Origin of the sequence: Lentibacillus sp., from assembly GCF_035301675.1 — a bacterium.
GTDB lineage: Bacteria > Bacillota > Bacilli > Bacillales > Amphibacillaceae > Lentibacillus.
The window spans coordinates 13,772-39,624 of sequence record NZ_DATGTT010000011.1 but is presented as its reverse complement, the minus strand read 5'-3'; the positions used below and the strand labels follow the sequence as shown (position 1 = coordinate 39,624).

At 43.3% G+C, this 25,853-nt stretch carries 25 protein-coding genes, 2 tRNA genes, 1 other RNA gene and 2 other annotated features; of the genes, 23 read left to right on the top strand and 5 right to left on the bottom strand.

Translation table 11 applies throughout. The features are described from left to right. Window positions 1-13: 13 nt before the first annotated feature. Window positions 14-970, bottom strand: coding sequence for a YaaC family protein (locus VK097_RS01990; protein WP_324210119.1), 957 nt, complete (start codon window positions 968-970; stop codon window positions 14-16). A gap of 202 nt (window positions 971-1,172) precedes the next feature. Here VK097_RS01990 and guaB point away from each other — a divergent pair, with 202 nt between their 5' ends. The 6 genes from guaB to proC all read left to right on the top strand — a co-directional run bounded on the left by guaB (window position 1,173) and on the right by proC (window position 8,687). After that, entirely contained in the window at window positions 1,173-2,639 is a 1,467-nt protein-coding gene (gene guaB, locus VK097_RS01985; RefSeq protein WP_324210118.1) for an IMP dehydrogenase, read from the top strand. 172 nt (window positions 2,640-2,811) lie between these two features. Beyond that, entirely contained in the window at window positions 2,812-4,149 is a 1,338-nt protein-coding gene (locus tag VK097_RS01980; RefSeq protein ID WP_324210117.1) for a D-alanyl-D-alanine carboxypeptidase family protein, read from the top strand. Between the two features lie 28 nt (window positions 4,150-4,177). Next, complete coding sequence (gene pdxS, locus VK097_RS01975) at window positions 4,178-5,062, top strand: pyridoxal 5'-phosphate synthase lyase subunit PdxS (protein WP_324210116.1); 885 nt, start codon at window positions 4,178-4,180, stop codon at window positions 5,060-5,062. Between the two features lie 159 nt (window positions 5,063-5,221). Then, window positions 5,222-5,439, top strand: a binding site (T-box leader). A 125-nt stretch (window positions 5,440-5,564) separates the two neighbouring features. After that, on the top strand, window positions 5,565-6,842 hold the full coding sequence (gene serS / locus VK097_RS01970; RefSeq protein WP_324210115.1) for a serine--tRNA ligase: 1,278 nt from the start codon (window positions 5,565-5,567) through the stop codon (window positions 6,840-6,842). Window positions 6,843-7,226: 384 nt separating this feature from the next. Beyond that, window positions 7,227-7,319: transfer RNA gene (locus VK097_RS01965), tRNA-Ser, on the top strand. Window positions 7,320-7,556: 237 nt separating this feature from the next. Continuing rightward, window positions 7,557-7,771 (top strand) — a binding site (T-box leader). A 94-nt stretch (window positions 7,772-7,865) separates the two neighbouring features. After that, window positions 7,866-8,687, top strand: a complete 822-nt coding sequence (gene proC / locus VK097_RS01960) for a pyrroline-5-carboxylate reductase (protein ID WP_414672143.1) — start codon at window positions 7,866-7,868, stop codon at window positions 8,685-8,687. A 509-nt stretch (window positions 8,688-9,196) separates the two neighbouring features. Here proC and VK097_RS01955 read toward each other — a convergent pair. Together VK097_RS01955 and VK097_RS01950 are read right to left on the bottom strand one after the other, a co-directional pair. Then, window positions 9,197-9,880 (bottom strand): deoxynucleoside kinase, encoded by a 684-nt coding sequence (locus tag VK097_RS01955; protein WP_324210113.1) that lies wholly within the window; start codon window positions 9,878-9,880, stop codon window positions 9,197-9,199. 12 nt (window positions 9,881-9,892) lie between these two features. Next, window positions 9,893-10,540 (bottom strand): deoxynucleoside kinase, encoded by a 648-nt coding sequence (locus tag VK097_RS01950; protein ID WP_324210112.1) that lies wholly within the window; start codon window positions 10,538-10,540, stop codon window positions 9,893-9,895. Between the two features lie 159 nt (window positions 10,541-10,699). Between VK097_RS01950 and VK097_RS01945 the strand changes: the two genes are divergently transcribed. The 4 genes from VK097_RS01945 to VK097_RS01930 all read left to right on the top strand — a co-directional run bounded on the left by VK097_RS01945 (window position 10,700) and on the right by VK097_RS01930 (window position 13,691). Continuing rightward, a tRNA-Arg gene (locus VK097_RS01945) sits at window positions 10,700-10,771 on the top strand. Between the two features lie 99 nt (window positions 10,772-10,870). Then, a complete protein-coding gene (locus VK097_RS15515; RefSeq protein WP_324210170.1) occupies window positions 10,871-10,966 on the top strand; it encodes a hypothetical protein in 96 nt (31 codons plus the stop codon). A gap of 225 nt (window positions 10,967-11,191) precedes the next feature. Beyond that, window positions 11,192-12,907 (top strand): acetate--CoA ligase, encoded by a 1,716-nt coding sequence (gene acsA, locus VK097_RS01935; protein WP_324210111.1) that lies wholly within the window; start codon window positions 11,192-11,194, stop codon window positions 12,905-12,907. 265 nt (window positions 12,908-13,172) lie between these two features. Then, window positions 13,173-13,691 (top strand): type 1 glutamine amidotransferase domain-containing protein, encoded by a 519-nt coding sequence (locus VK097_RS01930; RefSeq protein ID WP_324210110.1) that lies wholly within the window; start codon window positions 13,173-13,175, stop codon window positions 13,689-13,691. A gap of 180 nt (window positions 13,692-13,871) precedes the next feature. Here the strand turns inward: VK097_RS01930 and VK097_RS01925 are convergent, their stop codons facing one another. Then, a complete protein-coding gene (locus VK097_RS01925) occupies window positions 13,872-15,161 on the bottom strand; it encodes a glycoside hydrolase family 18 protein (protein WP_324210109.1) in 1,290 nt (429 codons plus the stop codon). A 64-nt stretch (window positions 15,162-15,225) separates the two neighbouring features. Beyond that, window positions 15,226-15,759 (bottom strand): cysteine hydrolase family protein, encoded by a 534-nt coding sequence (locus VK097_RS01920; protein ID WP_324210108.1) that lies wholly within the window; start codon window positions 15,757-15,759, stop codon window positions 15,226-15,228. A 34-nt stretch (window positions 15,760-15,793) separates the two neighbouring features. Between VK097_RS01920 and tadA the strand changes: the two genes are divergently transcribed. The 13 genes from tadA (at window position 15,794) to VK097_RS01855 (ending at window position 25,846) form a co-directional block, all read left to right on the top strand. Then, a complete protein-coding gene (tadA, locus tag VK097_RS01915; RefSeq protein WP_324210107.1) occupies window positions 15,794-16,285 on the top strand; it encodes a tRNA adenosine(34) deaminase TadA in 492 nt (163 codons plus the stop codon). 86 nt (window positions 16,286-16,371) lie between these two features. Then, an RNA gene (ffs, locus tag VK097_RS01910) (signal recognition particle sRNA large type) lies at window positions 16,372-16,637 on the top strand. A 387-nt stretch (window positions 16,638-17,024) separates the two neighbouring features. Next, the gene (locus VK097_RS01905; RefSeq protein ID WP_324210106.1) at window positions 17,025-17,843 is read left to right on the top strand and encodes a sensor histidine kinase; all 819 of its coding nucleotides are present in this window, start codon (window positions 17,025-17,027) and stop codon (window positions 17,841-17,843) included. A 13-nt stretch (window positions 17,844-17,856) separates the two neighbouring features. After that, complete coding sequence (locus tag VK097_RS01900) at window positions 17,857-18,498, top strand: response regulator transcription factor (RefSeq protein ID WP_324210105.1); 642 nt, start codon at window positions 17,857-17,859, stop codon at window positions 18,496-18,498. 182 nt (window positions 18,499-18,680) lie between these two features. Further along, window positions 18,681-19,613 carry an ABC transporter ATP-binding protein gene (locus VK097_RS01895; RefSeq protein WP_324210104.1) on the top strand — a complete coding sequence of 311 codons (933 nt, stop codon included), beginning with the start codon at window positions 18,681-18,683 and terminating at the stop codon, window positions 19,611-19,613. Window positions 19,614-19,625: 12 nt separating this feature from the next. After that, the gene (locus tag VK097_RS01890) at window positions 19,626-20,891 is read left to right on the top strand and encodes an ABC transporter permease (RefSeq protein ID WP_324210103.1); all 1,266 of its coding nucleotides are present in this window, start codon (window positions 19,626-19,628) and stop codon (window positions 20,889-20,891) included. Next, window positions 20,888-22,006 carry an ABC transporter permease gene (locus VK097_RS01885; protein WP_324210102.1) on the top strand — a complete coding sequence of 373 codons (1,119 nt, stop codon included), beginning with the start codon at window positions 20,888-20,890 and terminating at the stop codon, window positions 22,004-22,006. The genes VK097_RS01890 and VK097_RS01885 overlap by 4 nt, the downstream gene beginning before the upstream one ends. Window positions 22,007-22,163: 157 nt before the next feature. Beyond that, complete coding sequence (gene dnaX, locus VK097_RS01880) at window positions 22,164-23,858, top strand: DNA polymerase III subunit gamma/tau (protein ID WP_324210101.1); 1,695 nt, start codon at window positions 22,164-22,166, stop codon at window positions 23,856-23,858. 21 nt (window positions 23,859-23,879) lie between these two features. Then, complete coding sequence (locus tag VK097_RS01875; RefSeq protein ID WP_324210100.1) at window positions 23,880-24,197, top strand: YbaB/EbfC family nucleoid-associated protein; 318 nt, start codon at window positions 23,880-23,882, stop codon at window positions 24,195-24,197. Window positions 24,198-24,338: 141 nt separating this feature from the next. Continuing rightward, on the top strand, window positions 24,339-24,935 hold the full coding sequence (recR, locus tag VK097_RS01870) for a recombination mediator RecR (RefSeq protein ID WP_324210099.1): 597 nt from the start codon (window positions 24,339-24,341) through the stop codon (window positions 24,933-24,935). 15 nt (window positions 24,936-24,950) lie between these two features. After that, window positions 24,951-25,169: a YaaL family protein gene (locus VK097_RS01865; RefSeq protein WP_324210098.1), complete on the top strand. Its 219-nt coding sequence runs from the start codon at window positions 24,951-24,953 to the stop codon at window positions 25,167-25,169. A 70-nt stretch (window positions 25,170-25,239) separates the two neighbouring features. Further along, a complete protein-coding gene (locus tag VK097_RS01860; RefSeq protein ID WP_324210097.1) occupies window positions 25,240-25,506 on the top strand; it encodes a pro-sigmaK processing inhibitor BofA family protein in 267 nt (88 codons plus the stop codon). Window positions 25,507-25,654: 148 nt separating this feature from the next. Then, the gene (locus VK097_RS01855) at window positions 25,655-25,846 is read left to right on the top strand and encodes a sigma factor G inhibitor Gin (RefSeq protein ID WP_324210096.1); all 192 of its coding nucleotides are present in this window, start codon (window positions 25,655-25,657) and stop codon (window positions 25,844-25,846) included. Window positions 25,847-25,853 lie beyond the last annotated feature (7 nt).

Genomic DNA, 25,853 nt, shown 5'->3' with positions numbered 1-25,853 from the left:
AAATGAAAATCAATCAGCCATTCATCCGCATTAACTGTTTCCCCAGTGCCAGCGGCATTTTTTCGGCAGTAATTGTCAGGAAATGTTTTATAAATGGATAGTCCGCATCGGGTCTGGCAGCCAGGAGCTCCCCCCACCACTCGGGTTCATAGCGGCATAACATGCTCAAGTTATAAAGAAGCAAATAGTGAACCATGATTTCGGAAATTGGAAAAAAATGATCCCGATGTGCCGGAAAATAAACGATTCTGTTTTGCATATCCGTGAAAAAGGGACTTGCATTTACCGGGCTGAACGGTGCTGCTAAATCAACCCGAAGAAAATCAGTTTTTGTTTCCGTGCGGCTGATTGGCGGCAAATAGGATTTGATACGCTTGATAAAGGCATTTTCCGTCAAATGATAGTTATCCAATAACAAGGTCGAAAATTGTAAACGGGTGGTTTCGACATCCCCGATTTCAATCATTTTTTCGGTGTGATGAAAATTAAATATTGGCGACATTTCGGGAATTAACGAAAACAGCTGCTCCATTTTTATTTTTTCGAATGGGGACCTTCCGATTGAAAATAAGTGTTCAGAGAAATAAGGAAACAATCCATTATGCTGGATTTTGACTTCATCATCCAAAAAAGTATAATTTTTTTTCTTGCGTTTTCGGCTTGATACACCATGTGCCAATATTGCTGTTGATTCGGGATAATCCGGTCTTGCCGTTAAAAGAGCTGCTTTTAGTAAATGAACCATACCATAAAAAAACAGCATCGGCTGCATGAGGGTTTCCATTTGTCTGCCATTTTCATAAAACCTGAGACCATGGTCCAGATAATGCATGAATTTATTACAGTTCTCGAAGCTTTTTACAGTTTTATCAACACCATGCAGCCGGCAATAACAGTTCTGTAAATATGCACGGGCTGTTTGCTGTGACTGGAGATATGTGAAGAAGTTCGCCAAATCATTGTTCGACATAAACCGCCCTCCTTTAAAAATGCAAATTTTCCGAATCAAATTTCTTTTATCACATATCGCTTATTGTATTGAAAAAGCATGCCGGTTGGCGTATTCTATAAAACAATAGAATCGCAATTTGATTGGTGTACATGCGTTAGTTTCACCAATTGACAACATAATAATCATGTCACTAACACCACTAAGGATAGGAGGAAGAAAGATGCGTGACGATAAGTTTGCCAAAGAAGGACTGACATTTGATGATGTTTTATTGATGCCGGACAGATCCGAGGTGCTGCCAAAAGATGTCGACGTCAGTACAGCATTAACTGAAAAAATCAGACTTAACGCTCCGTTGATAAGTGCCGGAATGGATACAGTAACCGAAGCAGATATGGCGATTGCGATGGCTCGTCAGGGTGGATTGGGAGTCATTCATAAAAATATGTCGATTGAAGATCAGGCAGAACAGGTTGACCGTGTTAAACGGTCAGAGAGTGGTGTGATCACGAATCCATTTTTTCTTACCCCGGAGCATCAGGTTTATGATGCAGAACATTTAATGGGAAAATTCCGAATTTCCGGCGTTCCAATCGTTAATAATATCGACGATCAAAAATTGACCGGGATTTTGACGAACCGTGATTTGCGCTTTATTCAGGATTATTCTACCGCGATTAAAGAAGTGATGACAAGTGAAGATCTGGTAACCGCACCCGTGGGGACGACGCTTGAAGAAGCTGCACATCTGCTTCAGGAATATCGGATCGAAAAGCTGCCTTTAACCGATGAAAATGATATATTGAAAGGCTTAATAACGATAAAAGATATTGAAAAAGTGATTGAATTCCCGAATGCAGCGAAAGATTCCATAGGCAGGCTATTAACCGGAGCAGCCGTCGGTGTAACCGGTGATGCGATGACGCGTATTGATAAGCTGGTTGAAGCGGGTGTTGATGTGATTGTCATCGATACGGCACACGGTCATTCCTCAGGTGTAATCGATCATGTGCATGCAGTTCGGAAGGCATACCCCAATCTCGCCATTATAGCGGGAAATGTGGCAACTGCTGAAGCAACAGTCGGATTAATTAAAGCAGGCGTATCGGCGGTGAAAGTTGGTATCGGCCCCGGTTCAATTTGTACAACCAGGGTTGTGGCCGGTGTCGGCGTTCCGCAAATAACCGCTGTTCATGATTGCGCCGTCGCAGCTTCCGAATATGGTATTCCGGTTATAGCTGACGGCGGCATCAAGTATTCCGGTGATATTGTTAAGGCACTTGCAGCCGGTGCACATGCTGTTATGCTCGGCAGCATGTTTGCCGGCGTAGCGGAAAGTCCCGGAGAAACGGAAATATTCCAGGGAAGGCAATATAAAGTTTATCGCGGCATGGGTTCGGTTGGTGCCATGAAATCTGGCTCCAAGGACCGCTATTTCCAGGAGGCTGAGGACTCCAAAAAGCTGGTCCCGGAAGGCATTGAGGGAAGGACAGCTTATAAAGGACCGCTTGCTGATACCGTTCATCAGTTAATGGGCGGGCTGCGTGCAGGCATGGGCTATTGCGGTACGGGATCGGTTGATGCATTGCGTCATGATGCACGGTTTATCCGGATTTCAAATGCCGGATTAAGAGAAAGCCATCCGCATGATGTGCAAATCACAAAAGAAGCCCCGAATTATTCGTAAATATAACGGACTTAACGGTTGATTGCTCATAGTCAATATGATCTATTAATTTTTTGATAGATAGGGCCCTTCCCTATCTATTTTTTCTCTGGTTTTTATGGTAAAATATCTAGGTGTGAAAATTAATCTAAAATAAATGAACCATTTCATAAATATGGCGGGGGTAGAGAAAGTGAAATACAACATGAAGAAAAGTATGTCAATATTGCTTGCAGCATTGGTGGTGCTGACAACCGTAACTGTACAGCCGTTCTCTGTGCAGGCAGCAGAACCACTGGATATAAATGCAAAATCAGCTATACTGGTTGATGCCGAAACAGGAAAGGTTATTTATGCCAAAAAGCCTGATATGGCACTGCCTCCAGCTAGTATGACCAAGATGATGACCGAATATCTGATTCAGGAAGCGATCAAGGATGAGAAAATCAGCTGGGATACGACAACACAGGTTAGTGACTATGCCTTTGATATATCAGACAATACGACTTTCTCAGGTATCGGTCTGACAAAGGGTAAGGATTATACGGTAGAAGATTTATATAATGCAATGGCTGTCTTTTCAGATAATGGTGCGACCATTGCACTAGCGGAACTTGTTGCAGGTTCTGAAGGTGAGTTTGTTAAGAAGATGAATGAGAAGGCAAAGGAAATGGGTCTGCCTGAATATAACTTTGTTAACTCAACCGGATTGGCAAACAGTTCACTCGGTGAGAATGCGCCTGAAGGAACGGATCCGAATGGCACCAATCGGTTATCAGCCAGATCCGCAGCATTGCTGGCTTATAATCTGGTGAATGACTACCCAGAGGCTCTGGATGTAACCAGCCAGACGTCAATCGAGTTTGAGGGCTATACTGTTGAAAATTTGAACTGGATGCTCCCGCATGACTCAGTCAATTTTGAGCAATTCCATTATGAAGGAATAGACGGTCTAAAAACCGGTTTTACCGATATGGCAGGGTATTGCTTTACAGGGACTGCTAAGAAAGATGGTAAACGGTATATATCCGTTGTCATGAAAACAGACAGTAAGGGCGAACGTTTTAAGGAAACGGCAAAACTTTTGGATTATGGCTTTAAGCAATTTGAAAACAAGGAAATTTTCCCGGCAGGATACCAACTGGAAGGGAAGTCTGATATCCCGGTTTTAAAAGGGAAAAAAGATAGTGTCCAAGTCGCTACTGACCAAGCATTCAGTACACCCGTCAGAGGAGAACAGGCAAAGAATTACAGTATCGAATATCAATTGGATGAAGATAAATTGAATAAGGAAGGCAAGTTGTCAGCGCCCATTGAAAAAGGCGAAAAAATTGGAACAGCTCAAGTTGTCTATAATGGGGATAATGACTATGGCTATATTTTCCCGGATGCTGACAAACAGTCAATCGATCTTGTGGCGCAAAAAGCCGTCGAAAAAGATAATTGGTTCATGCTGACACTTGGTGCCATCGGCGGTTTCTTTGGAAATATTTTCAGTACTGTGGTTGATACGGTAAAAGGCTGGTTTTAAGAACATCTACTCTATTGGAGGGAATAACATGGCAAATACAGGAACAGAACGCGCAAAACAAGGTGTGATTGAAATGCAAAAAAGCGGCGTCATCATGGATGTTGTTAATGCCGAACAGGCTAAAATAGCCGAACAGGCAGGTGCGGTCGCTGTCATGGCATTGGAGCGGGTGCCATCTGATATCCGCGCTGCCGGCGGTGTCGCCCGGATGGCAAGCCCGGAAATTACAGAAGAGGTTACGAACGCTGTATCTATTCCAGTCATGGCAAAGGCACGTATCGGACACATTGTAGAAGCCCGTGTACTGGAAGCGATGGGTGTTGATTATATTGATGAGAGTGAAGTGCTGACACCTGCAGATGAAGAATATCACTTGAAAAAATCTGACTACACCGTGCCGTTTGTGTGCGGCTGCCGCAATCTTGGTGAAGCGGCACGCCGTATTGGCGAGGGAGCATCCATGCTGCGTACAAAAGGCGAGCCCGGTACAGGAAATATCGTCGAGGCTGTACGTCACATGCGCCAGGTTCAATCGGAAATCAGAAAACTGACATCCATGTCGGCAGATGAAGTGATGACCTATGCAAAGGAAATCGGTGCGCCATATGAACTGTTGATGGACGTCAAAAAGGAAGGCCGTCTTCCGGTCGTCAATTTTGCAGCAGGCGGTGTGGCAACACCAGCCGATGCGGCATTGATGATGCAGCTTGGAGCAGATGGTGTATTTGTCGGTTCCGGTATCTTCAAATCGAATCATCCGGAAAAATTTGCAAAGGCTATTGTTGAAGCAACCAAGCATTATACGGATTACCAATTGATCGCCGAGCTTTCCAAAGATCTTGGCACTGCCATGAAAGGTATTGAAATGGGGACTTTGGAAGCACATGACCGCATGCAGGACCGCAGTGAGTAGAAAGAAAAAATCATAATAAACACTATTGGTGTACGACATTTCATCCCGAAATCGACCAATGAAAACTTCTTGATTGAATATTTCGCCTAAAGGGTGGAACAATCAAAAATAGACGCTTGCATCTAAATGCAAAATCAGATATGATATACCCTAACATAAGGAATAGTCGTGATAGGAAGCAGTAACAGGATTGCTTTTCGCCAGAGAGTCGGTGGCAGGTGAAAACCGATAGGAGCGGTCTGTGAATCCATCCTTGAACTGGTTTGCCGAATGTTTTAGTAGGCAAATCCGGCAAATCGCCGTTATCACATTTGAGCCGGAAGCGGATATGCGCTTCAACAAGGGTGGCAACGCGGGAATTAACTCTCGTCCCTGTTTTATCAGGGGCGGGAGTTTTTTGTATTTAACTTGATTTCAGCTTCAGTTGGTGTGTACTCGTCGTTTTCCGCGGGCACGCGCTAAAACTTGGTTAATACCAATACATTACAAGGAGGATTTTACTATGCTGGATATGAAATTTTTGCGGAATAATTTTCAGGAAGTAAAGGAAAAATTGGCTCATCGCGGGGAAGACTTATCAGAGCTGGAGCGGTTCGGTGAGCTTGATGAACGGCGCAGAACATTAATTTCTGAGACCGAGATGCTGAAAGCAAAGCGCAATGAGGCATCGAAACAGATTTCCGCTCTGAAAAAGGAAAAGAAAGATGCGGAACCGGCAATCAAAGAAATGCGTGAAGTCGGCGCAAAAATAAAGGAATTTGATGCAGAGCTGAAAGAAATTGAGGAATCATTAAAGCTAATTATGCTTTCGATTCCGAATATCCCGCATGAAAGTGTTCCAATCGGTGAGGATGAAGATGATAATGTTTTGGCCCGTAAATGGGGAAATCTTCCGGTATTTGATTTTGATGAAAAATCGCATTGGGATATTGCAGCCGAATTGGATATACTCGATTTTGAACGGGCTGCCAAGGTTACAGGAAGCCGATTCGTGTTTTATAAAGGGATTGGAACGCGTCTGGAGCGTGCACTGATCAGCTTCATGATGGATCTGCATGCGGATGAGCATGGCTATACAGAGATGATGCCGCCGCAGATCGTTAACCGTGGTAGCCTTACAGGAACCGGGCAACTGCCTAAATTCGCCAAAGATGTATTTAAACTTGAAGAATGGGACTATTTTCTGATTCCGACAGCTGAAGTACCAGTCACGAATTTCCATCGTGATGAGATTTTCAGTGTTGAAGACCTCCCTAAAAAATATACAGCATACAGTGCAAACTTCCGGTCTGAAGCAGGATCTGCCGGACGTGATACACGCGGGTTAATCCGTCAGCATCAATTCAATAAGGTTGAGCTGGTCCACTTCACTAAACCTGAAGATTCCTATGGTACATTGGAAACATTAACAGGTGATGCGGAAAAGGTATTGCAGCGATTAAATCTGCCCTACCGTGTCATGAGTATGTGCACGGGGGATTTGGGCTTTACAGCCGCCAAAAAATACGATATTGAAGTATGGATTCCAAGCCAGGAAACATACCGTGAAATTTCGTCATGTTCCAACTTTGAGGACTTCCAGGCGAGACGTGCCAGTATCCGTTTCCGCAGAGAAGCAGACGGAAAATTGGAATTTGTGCATACACTGAACGGATCAGGTCTTGCTGTCGGACGCACAGTGGCCGCCATCCTGGAAAATTACCAGCAGAAAGACGGATCGGTTGTTATACCGGAAGCGCTTCGTCCATATATGGGCGGCAAGCATGTTATAAAGACGTAGAGCACAATAAACAGTGCGTATTTCCTTTTTCTCTATTTCAAATGGTTATGTCTTTTGAATTACGGCAAACTTATTTCATAAACCGCTCTTAGCAACTTGTATATACGCAGACTCTCAAGAGAAGAAGGCCCGGGTGAGGCCTCCGAAAAAGCGTCAGTTTGAGGAGGCTTACCGACAGCCCCGGGAAAGCGATGAATGATACTTCTGCCAAGTAAGCTTCGAGTTGCGGGAAGATTAACTTGCAACGCGACGGGCACGTGTATGCAGGCGGCGGTTTAAATAACAACAATCTAGTCTAAGTGGAGCCTATTTTTATAACAAAAAAATTAAAAATGAATTGACAACTCCTATGACACATGTTAAATTTAATCTTGTCGTCAATATGGAGGTATACCCAAGTCTGGCTGAAGGGATCGGTCTTGAAAACCGACAGGCGGGTCAAACCGCGCGGGGGTTCGAATCCCTCTACCTCCTCCATTTAATTTTAAATCGCATAAATTGGAGATATTTGAAACCACCAAACCGTTATATCTTATGTAGCGGTTTTTTTACTTATAGGTGGTTTGGACAAAAGTCATTTTATTAAAGAGAAATCCGAAGGTAAAAGTTACGTTTTTTGAAAAATGCTTGACATTCGGAATATTAACAGGTATATTACATAAAAATACATCTGAATTAAAAGTCTGCATTTCATGTATAATGTTTTTTTATAAAGTGAAAACGAAGAAGAGGTCAGTAACAAAATGCTTTCCGTAAGAGAGTGGAATTCACCGGCTGAGAGATTCCATGGGACAAGCCTTTGTGAAACCTGCCTTGGAGTTGTCAGATTAACCCTGACCGCAATCTCGGTGCGTTATGAAAACAGAGTGGGCATGTTCGGCATGTCAATGAAGGTGGTACCACGGAAAACACCCCAATTCGTCCTTTTTTACAGGACCGATTGGGGTGTTTTTATAATTTTGTCAGGTTAAGTGGTTGCTTTTACGATTAAAGATAAAAAACATCATTAACTTCAAAGGAGAGATGAAGATGAGTGAAAAATTGGCATTTATCGGTGCCGGATCCATGGCTGAGTCGATTCTGACAGGAATAGTAAACAGTGAGTTTTTTCCGAAAGAGCAAATCTTTGTAACGAACAAATCCGATAAAGATCGCCTTGCATTTCTGAAAAAGCAATATGATGTTCAAAATACAGAAGATAAACAAAGAACAGTAGATGGAGCTGACATTGTGGTCATAGCCGTTAAGCCTTATGATGTGGAGGCTGCAGTGACATCAATCAGGAATTACCTAAACGCGAATCAATTGCTTATTTCAGTGGTAGCAGGTGTTTCAACCGATAGGATTTCACAATTGATTGGCAAAGAGGTCCCGGTGGTCCGGGCAATGCCGAATACATCATCTGCAGCAGGACAATCCGCCACAGCCGTCACCCGGGGGAAGTTTGCTGCGGAAAAGCATCTGAAAACGGCACTGGATCTGTTTAATACGATCGGTACAGCGACAGAAGTAGCCGAAGCCGATATGCATACAGTTACTGGCATATCAGGAAGCGGTCCGGCATATGTTTATTACTTGGTTGAAGCAATGGAATCGGCGGCAGTAAGTGCTGGTTTGGATCATGCTACAGCACATGATTTGATAACACAAACGATTGTCGGTGCAGGGGAGATGCTGAAAACTTCCGGTCTGAATCCGTCCAAACTCCGTGAAAATATTACAAGCCCGGGCGGTACTACCCAGGCGGGAATTGAAACATTGGCTGAGCGTAATTTTCAGGAAACAGTGATGTCATGTGTGGATAGTGCACGCGAACGGTCAATTGAATTAGGGAAAAAACTATGAGCAAAGGGATTCCGGGTCATGCACCGGGCTCCTTGTTTTCTATTACTGATGCCTGAGCATGAAGGATTGCGATCAATGCTGTATTACACCTAGAAGAATTCATCCAGTGCAGAGACCCGGATATGCCCCACACTGCTTGTATTAAAATCAGGTGATTAACGAAAATAAAATTGACCTCAGAGAGTTTATTAATAATTGATGTCTTCCCGCCTGGGTAATCATAAAATGAAACTGGGACAAAAATATTTTTATCAATCAAAAATCCGAACAACTGGAATAGATAGTTAGAGCAAATATCCGCTTCGGAAATATACTTCGCTTTCCGCGGGCGGCTGGTGAGCCTCCTCGTCGTGTTGCAAGTGATTTCGACGAAGCAGCACTCCTCGCAGGTCGCAGATTACTCAAGGAAGCCTTGCTTTGTGCTAAAGCACTGCGGGGTCCACCTATGCCTTTGCTCCCGCTATTGTTTGTCTTTGGTGCTGATAATTTAAGTTATGTCCCGGTCTCTTTCACTTGATGATTTCTCTCGTTTTCCATTTGCGTGACTGCTGAATGAAATGGCTGATTTTATCCAGGATTGGCTCAATGGATTCCTCCTGCTTAAGCAAATCATAATCGGAAATATCGATGCGCAAAATTGGGCAGGCATTAAAGTTATTGATCCATTCTTCATAGCGATTGTACAATTCTTCCCAGTAAGCATTCGGTGTACTTTTTTCCATTTCACGTCCTCGGTTATGTATCCGTTCCAGTATGTTATCAAACGAGCCTTCCAAATAAATCAATAAATCGGGATGTGGAAAATACGGTGTCATCACCATTGCTTCAAAAAGGTTTGTATAGGTCTCATAGTCTGTTTTGGACATCGTTCCGTTTTCGTAATGCATTTTGGCGAAAATGCCTGTATCTTCATAAATGGAACGATCCTGAATAAAGCCGCCGCCGTATTCGAAAATCTTCTTTTGTTCCTTGAAACGCTCAGCCAGAAAATAGATTTGCAGATGAAAGCTCCAGCGTTCAAAATCATCATAGAATTTCCCGAGATAAGGGTTTGTATCAACCTTTTCAAAGGATGTTTTAAAGTTCAGGGCGTTGGCTAACGCTTTTGTCATCGTTGATTTGCCGACTCCGACAGTACCGGCAACAGTAATGATGCTGTCATGCGGAATCTGGTATTTATCACGTAAATTCATGTTTGTTCCCCTTTATTGTTTGGATACTGTTTTGTGATTGCACATTTGCTGTTTCACAAGATCAATAATGTTATCGAGATCTTCCTGGTGTTTAACAAAATCCATTTCATCCCCGTTGATCCGAATGACCGGGATGTCAGGATGGAGTACTTCGAATTCATTCATATAGTTTTCATAATCCTGTGCGAGCTGTGACAGGTAAGATGCTTTGATATTTTGTTCGATTTCTCTGCCGCGAAGCCGAATCCGTTTTAAAATCGTATCAAGACTGGCGTGCAAGTAAATCATAATATTAGGTACGGGCATATCTTTTGTTAATATATGGTATATTTGTTCATATTTGTAAAATTTGTCCGGCTGCAGTGTCCGCTTAGCAAAAATCATGTTTTTGGATATATGGTAATCGGCTATGACCGCCTTATTTTGGGTCAGGTATTTCCGCTCAATATCTTCCAATTGCTTGAAACGATTGCAAAGAAAAAACATTTCCGTTTGAAAGCTCCATTCCTCAATATTATCGTAAAATTTTTCGAGAAAAGGATTTTCTTCAACGATTTCTTTTAACAGGTGGAAATCAAAATGGACAGAAAGTTTTTTTGCAAGTGATGTCTTCCCGATTCCGATTGGTCCTTCGATTGCAACGAATGGGACCTGTGGCATAACTTTCCCTCCAATCAGTCTATATCACTTTTGACATTGTAGCACAGAAAAAAAGCCCCTGCCATGTAAAATTGAGATCTGTGCTTTTCATTCGGTGCGAAATTTTGTATAATGTTTATTGTACTTTTTTTCCGCTTGCAAGACTCCTGTAAATACTTTGCCCCCGTAGCTCAGGGGATAGAGCAACGGCCTCCTAAGCCGTGTGCGCAGGTTCGATTCCTGCCGGGGGCGTACCTCAATTATTTCTATACTGGCAAGCGTTGGAACAGCGGGTGTTCCAGTTGTTGGTTTGGTTATGCTGGGATTATAGGTATCGATCGCTTATTGGATATGATGCGAACGTCGTTAAATATTACAGGCGATGCTGCATGTGCTTATATTATCTCAGAAAGCGAAAAACGAAGAAAAATCAAAGATGCCGGTTAATAGTGAAGAGCCTGACAACACCTCTGTACAATGCTGATACGGAGGTGTTTTTAAATGGAATCCAATTAAAATACTTTAAAATTGTCATAAATTGTTCTAAAATAATGGATAGTTCCCAAAATGTTTATAAAACTTTATATAATTGTATAATTAATGCAATTATAATGCATTTCGGAGCAACCGATTTTGCAATCGATTACAAATCAACTAGATGAGGTGATAGGAATGGATATGCAGCGCATACCTGCACAGGACGGAACGTATAATCTGCAAAACTATGAAGACATGCGTAAGACGTTTTCATGGGACGATATGAAAAAACATTTCAGCTGGAATGATACAGGAAAAGTCAACATGGCATATGAAGCCGTTGACCGCCATGCGAAAGACCCGGATAAAAGAGATAAGGCTGCGTTATTATACTCATCACCCGACCGTGAAGAAAAAGTAACGTTTAATGAATTAAGCAAGCAGAGCAATCAGTTTGCAAATGTGTTGAAAAAGTATGGCATTGAAAAAGGCGATCGCATTTTTATGTTTCTTCCGAGAAGCCCGGAATTCTATGCGGCATTCTTCGGCATTTTAAAAACAGGGGCAATTGCCGGACCGTTGTTTGAGGCATTTATGGAGCAGGCAGTCCGTGATCGTCTGGAGGACAGTGAAGCAAGTATGCTGGTTACCACACCGGACCTGCTTGAACGGGTGCCGCAGGATGATTTGCCTGATCTTGAGAAAATCGTTCTTGTCGGCGACAACATTGAATCGTCCGACAAATACATTGATTATCAGCAGGAAATGAAAGATGCATCAGCAGATTTTGATATCGAATGGGTTGATCTTGAGGATGGCATGCTCATCCACTATACATCCGGATCCACCGGTAAACCAAAAGGTGTCTACCACGTGCATAACGCAATGATTCAGCATTATGCCACCGCCAAGTGGGTGCTGGACTTGCGTGAAGACGATGTTTATTGGTGCACAGCGGATCCAGGTTGGGTAACCGGAACAAGTTATGGGATTTTCGCTCCATGGCTCCATGGCGTGACAAATGTGGTGCGCGGCGGCCGATTCAGTCCGGATGCCTGGTATGGCACGATTGACAAATATAATGTATCGGTATGGTATACAGCACCTACTGCACTTCGCAAACTGGTCAGTGCCGGTGAAGATCCCGTTAAAAGACACGATCTTTCATCATTGCGGCATGTTATGAGTGTTGGCGAACCACTGAATCCGGAAGTCATCACCTGGGGATTGCAGGCATTTGATCTGAGAATCCATGATACATGGTGGATGACGGAGACAGGCGCACAGCTTATTGTCAATCTGCCGTCACAGGAAATTCGCCCAGGCTCAATGGGTAAACCAATTCCGGGAATTGAAGCCACAATTGTTGATAACGAAGGAAATGAAGTGCCGGCAAATCAAATGGGCAATCTGGCGATTAAGGCACCATGGCCGGCAATGATGCGCAAAATCTGGAAACGCCCGGAAAAGTATGAAAGTTACTTTATCAATGGCTGGTATGTTTCAGGTGACAGTGCTTATATGGATGAAGACGGCTACTTCTGGTTCCAGGGCCGGCTGGATGATGTCATTAATACATCGGGAGAACGCGTTGGGCCATTTGAAGTGGAAAGTAAACTGATTGAGCATTCTGCCGTCGCAGAAGCCGGGGTTATCGGTAAACCGGATCCTGAACGCGGTGAAATTGTCAAAGCGTTTATTACACTGAATGACGGTTATGAAGATTCCGAAGAACTGCTTGAGGAGGTCCGGCAATTCGTCAAAACAGGCTTGAGTGCACATGCTGCACCACGGGAGCTGGAAATTAAAGATGCGATTCCGAAAACGCGCAGTGGTAAAATCATGCGCCGTCTCCTGAAATCCTGGGAACTTGGATTGCCAACAGGTGATACCTCAACGCTTGAAGAATAATATAATAGCCACAAGGGTCGTCGCGTCGATTACAGCAGTGGTTTACGTTAACTGTCACATTTAATAAATATGTAAGCTAACTTGACCATCAATTTGTATATTAATTGATGGTCAATTATTTTTGGCGCAGCTATGGTCGCAATCTCTTATCGAAAAAGCCACTATTTTATTGACATGAATGATTATTAAAGTATTGCCGGTATGTTTTAGTTCAATTTTTGCCGGGTAGAGTGATTATGGAGCATTTCTTAAGGAGTGAATTCAAATGGCAAAAAAAATAGCAACAGTTATTACAGATATGTTTGAGGATATTGAATATACCGAACCGGCTAAAGCATTTAAAGATGCCGGTCATGAAGTGATTACAATCGGTGCTGAGAAAGGCAAAGAAGTGACAGGCAAAAATAATGAAACGACTGTCACCGTTGATGAAGGCATCGGTGATGTAAAGCCGGGAGAATTCGATGCATTATTTATTCCCGGGGGTTTTTCACCAGACATGCTGCGCACAGATGAACGTTTCGTGAATTTTGCTAAGCAATTCATGGACGATAAAAAGCCGGTATTTTCTATCTGCCATGGGGCACAATTGCTGATAAATGCAAGGTCACTGAATGGACGCAGAGCAACTGGTTTCGAATCTATCCATGTTGATTTGGAAAATGCAGGCGCAGAAGTACTGGATCAGGAAGTCGTTGTATGCGACAACCAATTGGTGACAAGCCGCAACCCCGATGATATTCCGGCGTTTAACAGAGAAGCATTGAACGTGTTGAGCACATAACAAAAAATCCCCCTGATCGCTTTAACAGCGGTTAGGGGATTTTTTTATTTGATAAGAAGGTATAAAATTTTGCGACGCAACTTTTATTGGCAAGATAAGCCATGTCCGGCTTCAGCACCCAGCGACTAGCGAGACTTCCCTCACCTCCGTACGTCGCTAAACGGGTCCCCCGAGCCTTTGTTAATCCAATTTTCGGATTGTAAAGTTGGCCTGTAAGAGCAGCCAGTTTTGCGGAAATGCCAAGCCTAATTTCCAGTAGCTGATTCCCAGCAGGTTTAGCTCTTTAATCATATCGAACTTTGCCTGAATGGAACGTGCGTCCTCAAACCATACTTCATGATTGTTTCCCTGGGTATCAGTATACGTATAAAAGGGTGCCTGTGCCTCTGGATCAAATTCGATGGCCACATTATGGCTGCGTGCTCTTGTTATAGCTTCCTGGGGGCTTATGGCTTCAGCAGGTTCACCGCCCTCAGTGTATGGCAGTGTCCAATCATAACCGTAAAGGTTTTGCCCGAGCAAAATTTTATTGGCTGGCATGACACTTAATGCGAAATCAACGACTTTTCGTACTTCATCGATCGGTGATACAGCCAATGGCGGTCCGTAACTATAGCCCCATTCGTACGTCATCAGCACAACAAAGTCTGCAATCTCCCCATGTGCTGCATAATCGTGTGCCTCATACCATGCTCCTGTCTGTTCTGCACTTGTTTTGGGGGCAAGGGCAGTGGACATTAATAAATTTTCTTCCGATAAGCGCTGCTTTGCTTTTCGCAAAAATTCATTATAGGCTTCACGGTCTTCCGGCGGTAAAAATTCAAAATCAAAGTGAACATCATTGAATCCAATCTCATTTGCCACATTGACGATACTGTCCAATAATGTATTCTGGACGGCTTGAACGGTCAGGATAATGTGACCGAGCTCACGGCTGAATTCCCCTCCTTCCAGGTTGGTGACAGTGAGCATCAGTGACGTGTTCTGGTTTGCGGCGATCTGTGCAAAATTATCCAGGGGCGGGGCTGTCAGTGTTCCATCGCGGTTGACCTGATAACTGAATGGTGTAAGATAAGTAAGATGTGGCATTGCTTTCTCTGCAGAATTGATTAACGTCTGCGAAACTTCTTCTCCAGTCGGTTCGATATAGGCATTTGAAGTGATTTCCGGTTTTGACTGTTCAGGAATATAAAGTTGTGTTCCAACAGTTAACGTACCCCCGACGGGAATATTGTTGATTTGTGCAAGCTGTTCAGCTGTCAAGCCAAATTGCTGGGCAATCGAATATAAGCTGTCTCCTTGCTGCACAAAATAAAATTGTCCCACGATTGGAATGACAAGTGCCTGGCCGACAACAAGGTTATTCGGTGTATCCAGTTCGTTTGCATCGATTATGTCAGTTGGTGTGGAACCATATGTATCAGCGATGTTATAGATTGTATCTCCTTGTTGGACAACATGGATTTGCATAAAAATCCCTCCCTTAAAATCGTCTCTTTTTTCTACAATATGATTTAAGGGAGGAGGATATAACTCAGATTGAATCAATCAGTGCATCCATTACTGAGCGCATTAGGTAAAGCGCATACTCATTGCCTTCTTTTTTCTCGGACGCCATACAGTTTTCCGGAATATGCATGCTGTATTTGTACATATAAGCATCTTTCGCTGTAAATAAAATACAGATATCCCCGGCGATGCCTGCCATGATAAGATGTGTTCTGCCCAGGTCATTCAACAGTGCATGTAAAGGGGTCTGGAAAAAGGCTGAGTGCTGCGGTTTAATCAGAAAATAATCGGAATCATCCGGTTTTAATGCCTGAATCAAATGCTGATTTCGACTATTTTGGCAATGGTCGATGATTTTCCTGAAGTCCGCCTGCCAGATGCCGTAATGATCATTAACGTAGATAATGGGAATATCATTTTCTTTCCCAAACTGCCTTAACTTTTTTAAGCCGGGTACAATTTCATCTGTATGTTTCAGCAGGTTATCACTGCCGTCAAAGTTAAAATCGTTTATAATATCAACAAATATAATGGCACTGTTATCAATAGACGAATCCATAAAGTGACTCCTTTCCTATTCTAGTTTTTCCTTTATGGGTGATTTCAAACGTTGCGGGGTGTTGAAATTGGAAAAAGATGCTGTATATATGCAAGAAGCAATCAGACAAGCGAAAAAGGCTGAAGCGATGAAAGAAGTGCCAATCGGGGCAGTGGTCGTTTATCAGGACGAGATAATTTCGGCGGGGTACAATATTCGCGAATCATCGCAGACGACGTTGTCACATGCGGAGCTGATTGCGATTGAAAAGGCGAACCAAATCATCGGCAGCTGGCGACTGGAAGACTGTACACTGTATGTCACGCTTGAACCATGTCCAATGTGTGCCGGGGCCATTGTCCAGTCACGCATCAAACGGGTTGTCTTTGGGGCACCAGACCCAAAAGCAGGCTGTGCCGGTACACTGATGAATCTATTGCAGGACGGGCGGTTCAATCATCGTGCTGAAATTACTAGCGGAGTCCTGCACGACGAATGCAGTGCTTTGCTGACAGATTTTTTCCGGAAGCTTCGTGGGAAAAAATAGTTGTTTTATATAAAACTGTCTGTAAATTGTATCCACTTCACGATTATGATTGCATTTTGCAGTTATAGTGAGTATAATAATTATTGCCGTGCTAAGCGGGGAGGTAGCGGTGCCCTGTACTCGCAAGCCGCTATAGCGGGGCCGAATCCCCATTCGAGGTTGGACGTCTTTAAGGTCTGCCTCAAGGGATTGGTGTTGACGCCCAGGTCCTGCGCAACAGGAACCCATGAACCCTGTCAGATCCGGAAGGAAGCAGCAGTAAGTGGACATTCTTGTGTGCCGCGGGGAAGCCTGAGCCGAGCCATGAACTTGGGTAACGCTTAGGGATGCCCGATCAACAATGGGTGCACGGTTTACATAATGAAGAGAGACTGCATCAAAGTTGTGAACGACAATTGATGCAGTCTTTTTTTATAATTTTGATAAGTATAGTGTTGGCATTGTCTCAATAATAAACATAGGAAAGCAGGTATACAGGGTGAAGATATTTAGCTTGCGGTTTAGTGTGTTTGCTATATTCTGGGGATTAATAATACTGTTAGACAGTATCAATACACCAATAAGTATCATGTTTTTTGCAGTGTCCCTTGCAATTTATTTTTTCCTGTCTATTAAAACAGCTCTTTTGTTGCTTTATATCATGCTTTCTTTCGTGATATGTGTGCATGGTTATCTGTTGACTGATAATACTTCCCTTTCGTTGCTCCTTTTGCTGTTTATGACGATAGAAGCTGCCACGGTGTTACCCGAAAAAACCTTCCCTCATTATTTGACTGTTAATATTGGATTATCGGTTTTGCTCGCTGCCTTAACCAACGAACGGCTGCTTGAAATGATTATAATCAGTCTGCTCTTTTCATTTTTGATGCTGAGATTGAGCCGTATGACTGATGAACGGCGGGAGCAAAGGGACATTTATGAACAGCTTTTGGGTGAGTACAGAAAACTGAAACGCATGAATCTGACGGCAGAGCAGAATGCCAGGCTGGAAGAACGAACAAAAATCGCCCGTGAAATCCATGATTCTGTCGGACATCGTTTGACAGCGCTGATTATGAAAATGGAAGCGCTTGCTATTGAGACAAGGAATCCAGAATATAATACATTAAAACAGATGGCAAGTGAGAGCCTGGAAGAAACGAGGCAGGCAGTAAAGGCGCTTAAAATAGAGGAAAATGAAGGGATTGCGACAGTGGTTCACTTGATCCGCAAACTGGAGGCGGAAAGTCACCTGCTCGTCCAGTTTACTATCAAGCAGGGCGTCTTATCAATTCCGCTGTCAAATGATAAAAGTGTCATTTTATACCGAGTCATTCAGGAGGCGCTGACAAATGCAATGCGGCATGCCCAGTCAAGGGAAGTTCATGTCACATTAGGGAAATCAGCAACGGAAGAGGTCTCTTTTGAAATTGCCAATACAATCCAGCACACTAAGCCATTTGCATTTGGATTCGGCCTGTCGAATATGGAAAAGCGGGTAGAGGAAATAGCAGGGCTACTTGATATATATCAGACTGATGAAAAGTTTGTGGTCAAAGGAACAATACCGGGTTCTTAGGGAGGTAAGAGTTATGTGGCGGGTGCTCCTTGTCGAGGATCAGGCAATTGTTAGGCAGGGTCTTAAAGTTATTTTAGAACAGGATGAAAACATCAGTGTGGTCCAGCAAGCGGAAAATGGAGAAGAAGCAATTGCGATTGTGGAAAAGCATCTCATTGATTTTATTATGATGGATGTCAGAATGCCGGTCATGAATGGCATTGAGGCGACAAGAAAAATAAAACAGCAATGGCCGGATATAAAAATTTTGATATTGACGACGTTCAATGATGATGAGTATGCGGTTGAGGCTCTGAAAGAAGGGGCGAATGGATTTCTGCTGAAAACCTCGGAGTCCGATAAGTTAATCGAAGCCGTCTACAGCTGTATGAGCGGCGGTATGACCATCCATGAAGAGGTTGCCGCGAAAGTGATGCCGCGTCTCCTCAAACGTTCAAAAAGCGAAAAAACCGTGGATGTCCATCTTTCAGAAAGGGAGATCGCCATTACAAAGCTCATAGGTGAAGGATTGACAAATAAAGAAATTGCCGAAGAACTTTATTTATCGATCGGGACGGTAAAAAATTACCTGACACAGATTCTGCAAAAAACAGGACTGCGCGACCGGACGCAATTAGCTATTTATGCAGTGAAACATCATATTGCTGATGATTGAACGTAATTTGATCAGCGATCTCATTAAAACAATGAGGCTATTGCCGGGATTTTACGGCAATAGCTTTTTCTATGTCAGGCGAACAATGACTTCAGTCACGTAAAAAATACGATTCAGTGACTCCAGGCAGTATGCGCCACACAGCAAAACAGCGTACACTAAAAACACAGGAGGCGGGTACGATGATTGAACTGGTGGATTTAACAAAAAAGTTCAAACAAATTGAAGCGGTCAAGAATCTGAATATGTTTATTGAGAAAGGTGAAATAGTCGGCTTGCTCGGCCCGAATGGCGCTGGCAAATCAACGGCTATTTCGATGATGTCATCATTGGTGGAACCAACTGGCGGCGATGTAAGATTTAACAATAAGAGCATTCTGAAAAACCCTGCATCATTACGTAAGATCGTCGGCATGGTACCGCAGGAAATTGCGTTGTATGATGATTTAACAGCAGAAGAAAATATGCAATTTTTCGGGCGGATATACCGGCTGAAAGGGTATGCATTGAAACGGAAAATTGATGAAGTACTGGATCAGATCGGCTTGAGCGACCGGCGCAAACAAGTAGTCAGTAAATTTTCAGGTGGGATGAAGCGGCGTCTGAATATTGGTGTGTCCATGCTGCATGATCCGGAGCTGTTGATTATGGATGAACCAGCAGTCGGTATTGACCCGCAATCCCGCAATTATATTCTGGAAACCGTTAAGCGTTTGAATGACGAAAGACAGATGACCGTTCTTTACACGAGCCACTATATGGAAGAAGTGGAATTTCTGTGTAACCGAATATATATCATGGATCAGGGAAATTTGATTGCATCCGGCACGAAAGAAGAAATTAAGCAAATCCTTTCTGCGGAGAAAACCATCTCCATTAAAACCAGTCGGCTGAATGGCCGTTTTATCACACTCTTAGAGCAGTCCCCGACCATTAATCAGGTGGTTGCTGGTGAGAAAGAAGTGACTATAACGGTGTCGAAAGAAATCAATATGTTTCCTAAATTAATTCATCTGGCAGAAGAAGCTGAACAGGAGCTGAGTTCAGTTGATGTCAAGACACCAACCCTGGAAGATGTTTTTCTTCATCTGACAGGGCGGGCACTCAGGGATTAGGCGGTGAATCTTATGATCTGGCAAATCTTGAAAAAACAAGGGCTAATGTTGCTTAGGAACCCTGTTCAATTGCTTTTATTGGTTGGCCTTCCCATTATATTGATTGCCATCCTCGGAACGGCACTTGGCGGCACCATGAATGGGGAATCCAGTCCGATTGATGTAAAGGTTGCATTTGTTGAACATGGTGACGAGGAACAGCAAATTAATCGTTTTATGAAGGATCTCGGAGCGGAATTGCCTCCTGAAGCAGTGGAGGGGATCCGGGAAGGTATTGATGGATTGATGCCAGTCAGCACATTAAGAGAAGATGTCTTCGGCAGTGGTGATGTCAGTGATATGGTTGACGTTCATGACGCAAAACCATCCGAGCTCGAAAAACTTAAAAATGATGACAGCTACACCGCTCTGATTGAAGTACCAGAAAATTTCACATATAACATGCTCGAATATATGGTGCTTGATAAACCTGAACAGCCAGAATTGAAGATATCGCAAAACGAAACACAGGAAATTGGTGTGTCCATTGTAAACGGGCTTCTAGAACAATATCAGGAACAGTTTACGATAGGCACATTTTTAAGCAAAAATGGAATTGATCCCGGCGTGCTTGAGCAGAATGAAGATGCGGTAACAGGCGAGACAACAACAGTCAATCAAAAAAATCCGGTAACGGCAAAAGGATACTATGCTGTCGGGATGGTTGTGATGAATGTACTGTTTCTTGCTTCTACCATTGGATCAATCGCATTCCATGAGAAAAAAACACACGTCTTTGACCGTATCATTCTGGGAAATGTGTCACGCTGGCTTTATTTCACTGGCATTTTGCTGTCGGGCATGATTTTTGGCTTTCTTCATCTATTGATTGTTTATGGTTTTGCCTGGCTGGTTTTTGGCATAGCCTGGCCAAATCTCATGACATTTTTAACTGTTTCGTTCGTATATGCGATGGCTATCGGCGGCATAACCGTGTTGTTGACTGCCATCAGCTATCGTATTAATTCTGAAATTATTACAAGCTTTTTTTCCGGGATACTGGTAACCCTTATGGCATTTTTGGGCGGTAGTTTTTTTCCGATCGGAAATTCCTCTGAATTATTGCGGGCGATTGGAAATCTAACGCCGAATGGAGCCGGAATGTCAGCTTATATAGGGATTTTAAGAGGTGATGGCATTCAGGAGATCTGGATTCACTTGTTATTCTTGTTTATGTTTGCATTGGCGGCCATTGTTTTAGCTGTGGTCAGTTTTCCGAAAAGGGGGATATCGGGATGATTGGAATTTTACTTTCAAAGTTGAAGCGATTTATCCGAAACCCCTTTATATTTATCATGTTCACGGTGATGTCGATTGGATTTGCCCTGATTCTGGGCGGTTCAAACCTGGAGGGGAGTATTCAGGTGCCCATTTATACAGCAGAGGAATCAGTAAAGGATTCTGCAGCTGGAGAGGCTTTATCTGAAACAGAAGGGTTAGCCTTCAATTGGATGGATAGTAAGGAAAGTGTGGAAGAAGAAGTATCAAGCGGAAGGGCAGAGCTTGGTGCCATCCTCCATGAAGAGGACTTTCAATTGATTGTCGGCGTGGATTCACCAAATGCCGCTACCGTCGAACAGATGATTCAAAGAGTTTATGCAAAAGAGCAGCAGCGGGAACAAATTCTGGAAGTGGTACGTACTTCAGACAATATGGACAGTGACATTGTACGAGAAGAATTGGATGAAGCGATGGCTACACCGGTGTTTTCGATTGAAGCGAGGCATTTCAACAGTTCAGATGATTTTGAGTTTGACAGTACATTTCATACGCTGTTTGGTTTTACACTATTTTTTGTCATATACACAATCGGTTATAATGTGCTGCCGATTTTAACTGATAAAAAGGATGGGCTGTGGGATAGAATGATTCTGTCTCCTGTGAGGAAATGGGAAATGTATGTCGCCAATTTAATCTATAGTTTCTTTGAAGGCTATCTGCAGGTACTGATCATTTTTCTTGTTTTCCGTTATGTCGTTGGCGTTGATTTTAATGGGAGCTTTGCGGAGACGTTGCTGCTTCTGATTCCATATGTATTTGCTATTGTTGCGTTGTCTATCCTGATAACCGGAATCGTTAAAAACTCGCAGCAGTTTAATGCGGTGCTGCCGATTATTTCGGTCAGCATGGCAATGATTGGCGGTGCCTTTTGGCCGATTGAAATTGTGGAATCGGAGTTTCTGCTTGCCTTGTCCAAAATTAATCCGCTGACGTATGGGATGGAAGTATTAAATGGTATCGCGGTTTATGGTTATCCGCTGGAAGAGCTTCTATATCCTATTAGCATTTTGATATTGATGGGTGTTGTGTTTATGGGTATTGGCATCCATCTGATGGAACGAAGGCATATGTGAAAAGAAGGCTGGCTGTACAAAACGGCCAGTCTTGGCGATTATTTGCAATCCCCTTCACATTCCCCCCTCACATCGAGTATAATTTAGGTAGAATTTATCATTGCGTGTTCAAAAAAGGGATCTTTTTGAACAGCCTCATAAAGGGGAAACATTCATTATGACCTACCAGGCGCTATACCGCGTATGGCGGCCCAAAACATTCCAGGATGTTGTCGGCCAGACCCACATCACCAAAACACTGCAAAATGCGATTGCTCAGGAAAAATTTTCACATGCCTATATTTTTTCCGGTCCGCGGGGAACTGGGAAAACAAGTGCTGCGAAGATTTTTGCTAAAACAATCAATTGTGAACATGCCCCTGTTAAAGAACCGTGTAATGAATGCGCATCCTGCCGCGGTATTCAGGATGGTTCGATCAACGATATTATCGAAATGGATGCGGCATCGAATACAAGTGTTGAAGATGTTCGCGAGATACGGGATAAAGTCAAGTATGCCGCAAGTTCGGTTCCCTATAAAGTGTACATCATCGATGAGGTGCACATGATTTCAACAAACGCATTCAACGCACTTTTGAAAACATTAGAAGAGCCCCCGAAGCATGTCGTCTTTATTCTGGCGACGACTGAACCTCATAAAATTCCGCTGACAGTAGCTTCGCGTTGCCAGCGCTTCGACTTCAAACCGATTTCGAATAAATCAATTGTAGAACGGATGCGGACAGTGATTGAAGCAGAGCAAATTGCTGTATCGGATGAAGCACTGGAAACTGTGGCCCTGGCGGCAGAGGGCGGGATGCGTGATGCGCTCAGCATCTTTGATCAGGCAATCTCGTACAGTGACGATCGGGTCGAGGTGCAAGATGTCCTGGCTGTTACAGGCGGTGTCGCCCAGGGCATTTTGACAGATGTTGTTCAAGCCATGCATGATCAGAATGTGCAGAAAGCCTTAACATTGCTTGATGACTTAATCCAGAACGGAAAAGATCCCGCACGTTTTGTGTATGATCTGATTTATTTCCTGCGCGATTTATTGCTGTACAAAAGCGCGCCGACCCTTGAAGGAATTCTCGAGCGGGCCATGGCCGATGAGCCATTTAAGGAACTTTCCGGTACTGTTCCCGAAGAATGGATTCAAGATGCGATTACCCAGCTTAACCAGTGTCAGCAGGAAATTAAATGGACAACCAGCCCGAAAGTATTTATCGAAATTGCCATTTTAACGATAACCAATAAGGATAACCGGAAAGAAGAGACACAGAATGTGGCAGACTCGGAGGCTGTTACAAGGCTGATCGGCAGACTGGAGCATCTGGAGAAAGAGTTGAGCGCTTTGAAGGAGTCGCCTGCAGCAGCCAGACAACAGGCACCGGCGCAAGAGCCGAAACGGTCAAAGCCAAGAACGGCCAAAAACAGCTACAATATTCCGTATGAAAAAATCCGCAGTGTTCTGGATGGGGCGGAAAGGCCAATGCTTAAAGAAGTGCAGTCACAATGGGCCTCGTTTTTAAACAAACTGAAATCGACAAGTGCCCCTGCACATGCTACAATACAGGACAGCAAGCCTGCAGCGGCATCTGATGAGGGATTAGTCGTTCAATTTAAATATGAAATTCATTGTTCGCTGTTTTTAGATAACCGCGATACAGTTGAGTCGGTGCTGACAAGTGTTACCGGAAAAAAGTGGACGATTATACCAATTCCGGCAAATCAATGGCAGGAGTTGCGTAATGAATATTTAAGCAGGCAGGAACAATCAGCGGCCAAAGAAGAAGATCAGCAGGAGGATCCCCTGGTAGAAGAAGCCAGAAAGTTGGTAGGGGATGAGTTGCTGGAGATTCATGATGAATAAATTTCTTAGGAGGCGTTTTTTATGAAAGGAAACATGAACAATATGATGAAGCAGATGCAGAAAATGCAAAAGAAAATGATGAAAGCTCAGGAAGAACTGCATGAGATGACATTTGAAGCGTCAGCCGGGGGCGGCATGGTGACTGTTGTGGCCAATGGCAAGAAAGAGATAACCGATGTGCAAATCTCAGAAGAAGTTGTTGATCCTGATGATGTTGACATGCTGCAGGATCTTATTCTAGCTGCGACAAATGATGTTATCAAACAGATTGATGATAAAACGAATGACACGATGGGAGAATATACAAAAGGTATGAATCTGCCTGGCGGAATGTTCTGATCATCAAACAATATATGATGATTAACCTTGTTTGCAAAGCAAGTCACGTCCGGCTCCAGCGCCCAGCGACTAGCGAGACTTTCTTCACCTCCGTACGTCGCTAATCGGGCGCTCCGAGCTTTTGTTCTAGGAGGCGTATGAATGTATTATCCGGAACCGATTTCCAAATTGATTGACAGTTTCACAAAATTGCCAGGGATCGGCCCTAAAACTGCTGTTCGGCTGGCATTTTTTGTTTTAAATATGAAAGATGACGACGTGATGGATTTTGCCAAATCGCTGGTGAACGCCAAACGTGAATTAACTCACTGTTCAAATTGCGGTCATATCACAGATCAGGATCCGTGTGCCATTTGCCAGGATACTGCAAGGGACAACACTGTTATCTGTGTCGTGCAGGATCCGAAAGATGTTATTGCGATGGAAAAAATGAAAGAATTCAACGGGAAATATCACGTGCTGCATGGTGCAATTTCACCGATGGACGGAATCGGTCCTGAAGACATTAATGTGCCCGATTTGATTAACAGATTGAAAGATGAAGAGGTTGAGGAATTGATACTGGCCACGAACCCGAATATTGAAGGGGAAGCAACAGCGATGTACATTTCCCGTCTCGTTAAGCCCTCAGGCATCAAAACGAGCCGGATCGCACACGGGTTGCCGGTTGGCGGTGATCTGGAATATGCTGATGAAGTAACGCTCTCGAAAGCATTGGAAGGCAGAAGAGATCTATAAAGATAGGTGAGGCGCATGGGGAAAAAACGGAGAAAATGGGAAGTCGATGAACAATTATTGGATTCATTATTTACGCTGGAACATGAGTGGAAAGAAATTCAATCGATTGTGAAGAAAAGCATTGAACCAACAGATGATGGTTATTATAAAGAGTGTCTTGCTCAAGCTAAGTACTTATTTCTATGGCGGGAAGCAAGATATCGGAAGATCAGTGCCATCAGGTACAATCCATAGATTTCAGTTCTTTTTCCGCTTGTCCTTTCATATAAAAGTAGAAAGGGAAAAGAAAAAGGAGTGATTCGGCATGAGTTCGACACTGGTTATTTCGATTATGGTTGCGTTAATCGTCATTCTATTATTTGTGGGAGCTCCTGTTAAACCGATGCGTTTTATCGCAAACAGTACTGTGAAATTGGGGATCGGCATATTGTTCTTATTTTTCTTTAATGTGTTCGGCGCGGCAATCGGCTTACATATCCCTATCAATCTATTTACAGTCATTATCTCAGGGTTTTTGGGTTTGTTTGGTCTGACGTCTCTTGCCGCTATTCATTTATTTATTATACCGTGAAAAATTTGTTCTGGCCTGTGCTCGTACGATGTGTAAAGAAATAAGCCCCTTCGGCATATACTTTCATTGAAACAGCTTTAAGAAAAGTTTCAATGATTCGTATAAAATTCGTTAGATTAGGAGATACTAAGCTAACGGAGGTGGGGACATGGCACAACAATTGATGACGGAACGGTGCGGTATTTGCGAAGAGGAAAAAGAATGGGGCATTCATTTATACAAATTGTTCATTTGTTGTGAATGCGAAACGAACATGATTCATACCGAACCAAGGGAAGAAAAGTATCGCTATTATCTGCAAAAACTAAAAAATATGAATCAGCCAACACTATATTCCTAGAACGGTG